At 64.3% G+C, this 7,734-nt stretch carries 6 protein-coding genes; 3 read left to right on the top strand and 3 right to left on the bottom strand.

Going from position 1 to position 7,734, the window contains the following annotated elements; translation table 11 throughout:
* The 3 genes from SOX55_RS03820 to SOX55_RS03810 all read right to left on the bottom strand — a co-directional run.
* Positions 1-909, bottom strand: a 909-nt coding sequence (locus SOX55_RS03820) for a glucose-1-phosphate adenylyltransferase (protein ID WP_325286113.1), incomplete at its 3' end; no start/stop codon positions are given.
* Positions 910-921: 12 nt separating this feature from the next.
* Positions 922-2,883 (bottom strand): 1,4-alpha-glucan branching protein GlgB, encoded by a 1,962-nt coding sequence (gene glgB / locus SOX55_RS03815; RefSeq protein WP_325286112.1) that lies wholly within the window; start codon positions 2,881-2,883, stop codon positions 922-924.
* Positions 2,884-3,219: 336 nt separating this feature from the next.
* Positions 3,220-4,080: a DegV family protein gene (locus SOX55_RS03810; RefSeq protein WP_325286111.1), complete on the bottom strand. Its 861-nt coding sequence runs from the start codon at positions 4,078-4,080 to the stop codon at positions 3,220-3,222.
* 264 nt (positions 4,081-4,344) lie between these two features.
* On the opposite strand from SOX55_RS03810, the gene SOX55_RS03805 reads away from it, so the two are divergent.
* The 3 genes from SOX55_RS03805 (at position 4,345) to SOX55_RS03795 (ending at position 7,726) form a co-directional block, all read left to right on the top strand.
* Positions 4,345-4,884: a stage V sporulation T C-terminal domain-containing protein gene (locus tag SOX55_RS03805; protein ID WP_325286110.1), complete on the top strand. Its 540-nt coding sequence runs from the start codon at positions 4,345-4,347 to the stop codon at positions 4,882-4,884.
* 160 nt (positions 4,885-5,044) lie between these two features.
* Positions 5,045-6,442: an alanine/glycine:cation symporter family protein gene (locus SOX55_RS03800; RefSeq protein ID WP_325286109.1), complete on the top strand. Its 1,398-nt coding sequence runs from the start codon at positions 5,045-5,047 to the stop codon at positions 6,440-6,442.
* A 111-nt stretch (positions 6,443-6,553) separates the two neighbouring features.
* The gene (locus tag SOX55_RS03795) at positions 6,554-7,726 is read left to right on the top strand and encodes a CobW family GTP-binding protein (RefSeq protein ID WP_325286108.1); all 1,173 of its coding nucleotides are present in this window, start codon (positions 6,554-6,556) and stop codon (positions 7,724-7,726) included.
* Positions 7,727-7,734: the final 8 nt, after the last annotated feature.

The raw sequence follows: 7,734 nt of genomic DNA, 5'->3' as shown, positions 1-7,734 counted from the left end.
AATGGTGCTGCCGCGGTTAAGCGCGCTGTGGGTCACCTTGGCATTCCGCCCCAGGAAGGAGGGCGGCGCGTTGACGGACCGTGCATAGATCGGCCAGGACTCATCCGTCAGGTCCAGGCCGGACTCGGGAGAGAGCATGTCCATGTTGGCGTCCCACAGGGAGACCAGGGTGCCCACGTCCTTCCAGTAGCCGTCGAACCGATAGGCGGCCATCCGCTCGCCGTTATTCAGCATGGCGGGGATGACGTTCTTGCCGAAGTCGTTTTCGGAGTCGGGATTGGCCTCATCCTCGGTCAGGTACTTCCGCAGGGCCTGCCAGGAGAACACGTAGATGCCCATGGAAGCCAGGTTGCTCTTGGGCTCCTTGGGCTTTTCGGCGAACTCGGTGATCATGTCCTCGCCGTCCACGGCCATGATGCCGAAGCGGGAGGCCTCCGCCCATGGCACCTCCATGACGGAGATGGTGCAGGCGGCGTTTGCCTCCTCGTGGCGCTTGACCATCTTGGAGTAGTCCATCTTATAAATGTGGTCACCGGAGAGGATCACCACGTACTCGGGGTCATACAGGTCGATGAAGCCGATATTCTGGTAGATGGCGTTGGCGGTGCCCTTGTACCAGGTGCCGCCCTTGCTGCCCTGATAGGGGGGCAGGATGTGGACGCCGCCGGTGGAGGCATCCAGATCCCAGGGCTGGCCGCTGCCGATGTAACTGTTCAGTTCCAGGGGGCGGTACTGGGTCAGCACGCCCACGGTGTCGATGCCGGAGTTGGTGCAGTTGGACAGGGGGAAGTCAATGATGCGATACTTGCCGCCGAAGGGGACCGCCGGTTTCGCCATATCGCTGGTAAGGACGTACAGGCGGCTGCCCTGTCCGCCGGCCAGCAGCATGGCGATACATTCTTTTTTCATACAACCTTCTCCTTACTTTACTTTCCGCCGCTTGGGTCCGGAAGCGCCCGCCGCGGTTTTCTTTTTCGCGCTTCCGCCTTTTGCCGCCCGCTTGGGGTAGGTTCCCGCGCCCCGCAGGAACACCGCGCCGAAGGGCGGAATCTGCAGGTCCACGGAGAACTCCCGTCCGTGGGAGGACTGTTTATGTACCGGGACCGGTCTGGCGTCGCCGAAGCCTCCGCCGCCGAATTCCGGCGCGTCGGTGTTAAACACCGGCACATACTGTCTGTGGTCCGGGACGCCCACCCGGTATCCGGCATAGGCGTTGGGGGAGAAGTTCACCGCGCACAGCAGGTCCTTCCCCGCCTTGTCCTTCCGGAGGAACACCACCACGTTGTTGTGGTTGTCATCCGGCACCAGCCACTCAAAGCCGGCCCAGTCGAAGTCGATCTCCCACAGGGCGGGCTGGGCGTTGTAGAAGGCGTTGGCCTTCTTGAAAAAGTGCAGCGTCTGGCGGTTGATCTCGTTCTGGTCCAGCAGGTACCAGTCCAGCTGGCCCTGGAAGTCCCACTCGTGCCACTGGCCGATCTCCGCGCCCATGAACAGCAGCTTCTTGCCGGGGTGGGCCAGCAGGTAGGCGTAAAAGCCCCGGAGGCACCGCTGCTGGTTTTTGAAGTCGCCGGGCATCTTTCCCACCACGGAGCCTTTCATATGGACCACCTCGTCGTGGGAGATGGGCAGCACGAAATTCTCCGAAAAGGCGTACATCATGGAGAAGGTGATGTCCTTGTGATGGTCCTGGCGGAACCAGGGGTCCATCTTCAGGTAGTGGCACATGTCATTCATCCAGCCCATGTTCCACTTCAGGTTGAAGCCCAGGCCGCCCATCTCAACGGGCTTGGACACCATGGGCCAGGCGGTGGACTCCTCCGCGATCATCAGCACGTCGGGGTTCACCCCGAAGGCCATTTTGTTCAGGCCCCGCAGAAATTCGATGGCCTCCAGATTCTCCCGGCCGCCGTGGATGTTGGGGGTCCAGGGCTGGCCGTCCCGGCCGTAGTCCAGATACAGCATGGACGCTACGGCGTCCACCCGCAGTCCGTCAATGTGGTACTCCTCCAGCCAGAACCGGGCGGAGGAATACAGGAAGCTGATGACCTCCGGCTTTCCGTAGTCAAACACCCAGGTGCCCCAGCCCTTGTTCTCCCGCTTGTTGGGGTCGCTGTACTCGTAGCAGCAGGTGCCGTCGAAGGTGGCCAGGCCCTGAATGTCCTTGCAGAAGTGGGCGGGCACCCAGTCCAGAATCACGGAGATGCCCTGCTCATGGAAGTGGTTCACGAACCACTGGAATTCCTCCGGCGTGCCGTACCGGGCGGTGGGGGCGAAGTAGCCGGTGCACTGATAGCCCCAGGAATCGTCCAGGGGGTACTCCGTCACCGGCAGCAGCTCCACGGCGTTGAAGCCCAGCTCCTTCACGTAGGCCGCCAGCTCCACGGCCAGCTCCTTGTAGTTGTAAAAGCTTCCGTCCGCCCGCTTTTTCCACGAGCCCAGATGGACCTCGTAGATGTTCAGGGGGGAGGAGTACACCGGGTGGCCGCCCCGGCTCTTCCGGAAGTCCCCGTCGCTCCAGGGGAACCCGGAGATGTCATACAGCTTGCTGGCGGTGCCGGGCCGGGTCTCCGCGTGGAAGGCATAGGGGTCCGCCTTGCTCACCCGGCGGCCGTCCGCCTGCGTCACCACATATTTATACGTCTCAAACCGGGAAAGCCCGGGGATGAAGCCCTCCCAGACCTGCCCGTTCCGGGTCAGGGGGTGGCTCTCCTCGTTCCACTGGTTGAAGTCTCCCGCCACCGCCACGGCTCTGGCGCGGGGGGCCCATACGCGGAACTCCCAGCCCTCCTGACCGTCCACGGTTTTGGGGTGGGCGCCGAACCAGCGCCAACCGTCAGTCAGCTCGCCGCTGTGAAACCGGGCTGCCTGTCCTTTTTCAGCCATAAACGCTCCTCTCCGGCAGCTCCGGCGGATATGTCTCATCCGCCCATCTGCCTGTGGTTAGGTCTATTATACCGTTTTCCCAAAATAGCGTCAAGGACGCCAACTGTCAAATTCTCCCACCGCTTTTGGTGCAATTTGCTATTTTCCGTAAAGTTTTAACGATTTTTCGGGAATCCGCACCAACGATTTGCACAAATTTTACCTGTGCAGGCCATAGGAAATGGCGAAAACCGGCCCCGGCCAGGCCTGGTAATATCATCCAGTTCCGGGGCAGGTTTCCTTTTGCGCCAAAAGCAGCCGGAGGGACGCGCGGCTGCCGCGCGTCCCTCCGGGGATTCATGTCTCTTTTTCCGCCGCCTTCCGGGCCACCACCACGCCGATGGTGCCGGGGCCGCAGTGGCTGCCGATGGTGCTGCCGATGGCCGTCTCATAGCACCGGCGGAAGGGACCGTATTCGGCGATGGCCTGCCGCTCCGCCTCCACGCAGCCCTCCAGGGGCATGCAGGAGGAGATGATGATCAGGTCCCGGTCCAGGTCCGTCCGGTCCGCCAGCCGCTCCTTCACGTACTGAGCCACGCACTTCACCGTGGGGCCCCGGTACTTCCGGCCCACCTTCAGTTCCCCGTCGATGCACTCCACGCAGGGGCGGATTTTCAGCAGGTTGCTGCCGAAGGCCAGGATGGTGGGGCACCGGCCGCTTTTGGACAGATAGTCCAGCCGGTCCAGCACGAAGCTCAGCTCCACCCGGCCCGCCAAGTCCTCCACCTCGGCGAGAATCTCCTCCGGGCCGGCGCCGGCGGCCGCCATGTCCGCCGCCCGCAGCACCAGATACCCCTGGCCGGTGCAGACGTTGCGGCTGTCCACCACGGTGACGTTGGGCAGGTCCGCCGCCGCCAGACGGGCGTTCTGGCAGCAGGAGGAGAAGCCGGCGCCCACGGAGATGTGGATCACGGCGTCATAGTCCCGGGCGAAGGGGGTGAAGAACTCATAGTACTCCATGGGGTTGGCGGCGGCGGAGTTATAGGTGCCGCCGGTCTCCTTCACGTACCGGAAGATCTTCTCCGGCGTGCAGGTGACGCCGTCCTCCAGCACCTCCTCCCCCAGCAGCACGTGCAGGGGCATCACGGTGATGTGTTTCTCCTCCAGCAGTTCCCTGGAGAGGTCGCAGGTGGAATCGGCAGTGATCTTGACTCTCATGAACATTCCTCATTTACAGGTTCCAGTGTTTGTTCGTTTTGGAACATATGTTTTCCAGTTATTCTACCACACCTGCCACGGGAATCTCAATCTCTTTTTCAGGTTTTTCCGCGGCGGTTCCTGTTTTTCGGTGGCTGCCGCCGGTTTTTCCTCCGCATATCCGGCAGGGAATTGCGGATAATAATGGAGCAAACAGAAATCCATGCCGGCGCGGAGTCCGCGGCCCGGCAGGGATGCGAAACTGGATTTGGAGAGGATAGCAACATGAAAGCAACTGGAATCGTGCGGCGCATCGACGATCTGGGCCGGGTGGTCATTCCCAAGGAGATCCGGCGCACCATGCGCATCCGGGAGGGGGACCCCCTGGAGATCTACACCAGCCGGGAGGGCGAGGTGATTTTCAAAAAGTACTCCCTGATGGGCGGCGTGGAGGAATTCGCCGCCCAGATCTGCGAGACGCTGAGCAAGAGCACCGGCTTCATCTGCGCCGTCACCGACCGGGACACGGTGGTGGCGGTGGCCGGCGGCGGACGGCGGGAGCTGCTGGGCAAGCGCATCACCCCGGAGCTGGAGCAGGCCCTGGACAGCCGGAAAATCTACCAGCGCCAGGAGGGCATGCCCGGCATCCCGGTGGCGGAGGACGGGAAGCTGCTGGCGGTGCTGGCTGCCCCCATTCTGTCGGAGGGGGACCTGCTGGGGGCCGTGCTCATGGTGGCCCAGGACCCGCTGCCTGTCACCGGGGAGACGGAGTACAAGCTGGTGCAGACCATCTCCGCCTTCCTGGGGCGGCACATGGAGTCCTGACAGGCCCGCCGGGCAAAGGGACCTTCCCGCCCGCTGCCGCCTCCCGGTCCGCGGCAAAGGGCGGGAAGGTTTCTGTCATGTTCTCCCCTGCCGGCGGATATGCTGGTGACAGGCGCCCTCCGGCGCTCAGCTTCCCCGGCGCCGCCGGGGCGCAGAGGAGATGATCCCCCTGGCATTCGCTGATTGGATCCGCCGTCTCAACGACGCGGCGTGGGGTCCGGCCATGCTGGTGCTGCTGACAGGCACCGGCGCGTATCTCACCCTCCGCACCGGCTTCCTGCCGTGGCGGAACCTGCCCTACGGCTTCCGCTGTCTGCTGCGGCGGCCGGAGGGCGGAACGGGGGACGTGTCCCCCTTCTCCGCCCTGATGACCACCCTGGCCGCCACCATCGGCACCGGCAACATTGTGGGGGTGGCCACGGCCCTCACCGCCGGCGGCCCCGGCGCCCTGGTGTGGATGGAGCTGTCCGCCCTGCTGGGGGTGTCCTCCAAGTTCGCCGAGTGCATGCTGGCGGTGAAATACCGGACGGTGAACCGCCGGGGCGAAATGGCCGGCGGACCCATGTACGTCATGGCCCGGGCGCTGCGGCCCCGGCGGCTGGGCCGGGCGCTGGCGTGGCTGTTCGCCCTGTTCACGGTGCTGGCCTCCTTCGGCGTGGGCAACATGACCCAGTCCCACTCCATGGCCGACGCCCTGTGGGACGTGTTCGGCCTGGCGCCGGAAAAGACGGGGGCTGTGACGGCGGCGCTGGTGGTGCTGGTGATCCTGGGGGGCATCCGCAGCATCTCCCGGGTTTCCTCCGTGGTGGTGCCGGTGATGGCGGCGCTGTACATGGCGGCGGGGCTGGCGGTGCTGGTGTGCCGCTGGGGCGCCCTGCCGGAGGCTGTGGCGGAGATGTTCCGTCTGGCCTTCTCTCCCGCCGCGGCGGCAGGAGGCGTCACCGGCTCTACGGTGTCCTGCCTGCTGCGCTCCGCCCGGTACGGCATCGCCCGGGGCTGCTTTTCCAACGAGGCGGGCATGGGGTCCTCCGCCGTCTCCGCCGCCGCGGCCATCACCGACCACCCGGTGCGCCAGGGGTACATCCACATGACCGGCGTGGTGCTGGACACCACCGTCATCTGCACCCTGACGGGGCTGGTGATCTGCTGCTCCGGCGCTCTGGGACACACCGGGGCCGACGGGGCGGCCCTGACCATTCTGTGCTTCCGCTCCGTGCTGGGGGAGTCCGGCGCGGTACTGGTGGCCGTCAGCATTGCCCTGTTCGCCTTCGCCACCCTGCTGGGCTGGGAGTACATCGGGGAGAAGGCGGCGGAATACCTGCTGGGCAGCGCCGCCTGCCCCGTCTACCGGGCGGTGTTCGCGGCGGTGGTGTATCTGGGAGCCGCCCAGCAGCTGGAGCTGGTGTGGGGGCTGTCCGACGTGTGCAACGCCCTGATGGCCCTGCCCAACCTGCTGTGCCTGCTGCTGCTCTCCGGCGAGGCGGCCCGGGACGCCCGGGCCTTCCAGCCCACGGTGGACGCGGAACGGCGGCGGGCCGGAATTTTAACAAAACGGTGAATTTCTTCCGGATAGAGTTGCTTTTTTGCCGGGAAATGGTATGATAGGTGCGTTGAACCGGGCCTCCCGTCCAACGGGAGGCCCCATCTTTGTAACAAAGGATCTGATACCATGACAAAAATTGACATCATCTCCGGCTTCCTGGGCGCCGGAAAAACCACCCTCATCAAAAAGCTGCTGGCGGAGGCCTTCCAGGGCGAGAAGCTGGTGCTCATCGAAAACGAGTTCGGCGAGATCAGCATCGACGGCGGCTTCCTGAAGGACTCCGGCGTCCAGATCTCCGAAATGTCCTCCGGGTGCATCTGCTGCTCCCTGGTGGGCGATTTCGGCAAAGCCCTCCAGGACGTGCAGCACCAGTTCCACCCCGACCGCATCCTCATCGAACCCTCCGGAGTGGGCAAGCTGTCCGACGTCATCGCCGCCGTGGAGAAGGTCATCCCCGAAAACCCGGAGATGGTCCTCAACAGCTTCGTCACCGTGGCGGACGCCACCAAGGTGAAGGTCTACACGAAGAACTTCGGCGAGTTCTACAACAACCAGGTGGAAACCGCCGGCGCCATCATCCTGTCCCGCACCCAGAAGCTGACCGCCGAGAAGCTGGAGGCCGCCGTGGCCATGCTGCGGGAGAAGAACCCCGGCGCCGCCATTCTCACCACCCCCTGGGACCAGCTGTCCGGCGCCGCCATTCTGGCCGCCATGGAGAAGACCTCCCTGGAGGAGGAGCTGCTGGCCAAAATCCGGGCGGAGCATGAGGCGGACGTGCTGGAGCACGAGCACCATCACCACCATGACCACGATGATGAGCATGAGCATCACCACGATCATGACCACGATCATGACCACGATCATGACCATGACCATGACCACGAGCACGACCACGAGCACCACCACGATCATGACCATGACCACGAGCACGAGCACCACCACGAGCATGACCATGACCACGAGCATGACCACGGCCCCGACTGCACCTGCGGCTGCCATGACCATGACCACCACCATCACCACGCCGACGAGGTGTTCACCTCCTGGGGCGCGGAGACCCCCAAGGCTTTCTCTGCCGCGGAGGTGGAGAAGATTCTGGCGGCGCTGGACACCGGCGACTACGGCCACATTCTGCGGGCCAAGGGCATCCTGCCCTGCGCCGACGGCGGCTGGCTCCAGTTTGACTACGTGCCGGAGGAGCACGAGGTCCGTGCCGGCACCGCCGACTACACCGGTCGGCTGTGCGTCATCGGCGCGGAGCTGAAGGAGGACCGGCTGCCCGGTCTGTTCGGCCTGTAATTCTGTAA

The sequence above is a fragment of the Dysosmobacter sp. genome (assembly GCF_034093755.1).
Taxonomy (GTDB): Bacteria; Bacillota; Clostridia; order Oscillospirales; family Oscillospiraceae; genus Oscillibacter.
Note: the sequence above shows the minus strand (reverse complement) of the source record. Positions and strands in the feature narration are given on the sequence as shown.

What these genes read in the sequence shown, in the direction of transcription:
- glgB (WP_325286112.1), bottom strand. Translation starts at nt 2,883, where the DNA reads ATGGCTGAAAAAGGACAGGCAGCCCGGTTTCACAGCGGCGAGCTGACT.
- SOX55_RS03810 (WP_325286111.1), bottom strand. Translation starts at nt 4,080, where the DNA reads ATGAGAGTCAAGATCACTGCCGATTCCACCTGCGACCTCTCCAGGGAA.
- SOX55_RS03805 (WP_325286110.1), top strand. Translation starts at nt 4,345, where the DNA reads ATGAAAGCAACTGGAATCGTGCGGCGCATCGACGATCTGGGCCGGGTG.
- SOX55_RS03800 (WP_325286109.1), top strand. Translation starts at nt 5,045, where the DNA reads ATGATCCCCCTGGCATTCGCTGATTGGATCCGCCGTCTCAACGACGCG.
- SOX55_RS03795 (WP_325286108.1), top strand. Translation starts at nt 6,554, where the DNA reads ATGACAAAAATTGACATCATCTCCGGCTTCCTGGGCGCCGGAAAAACC.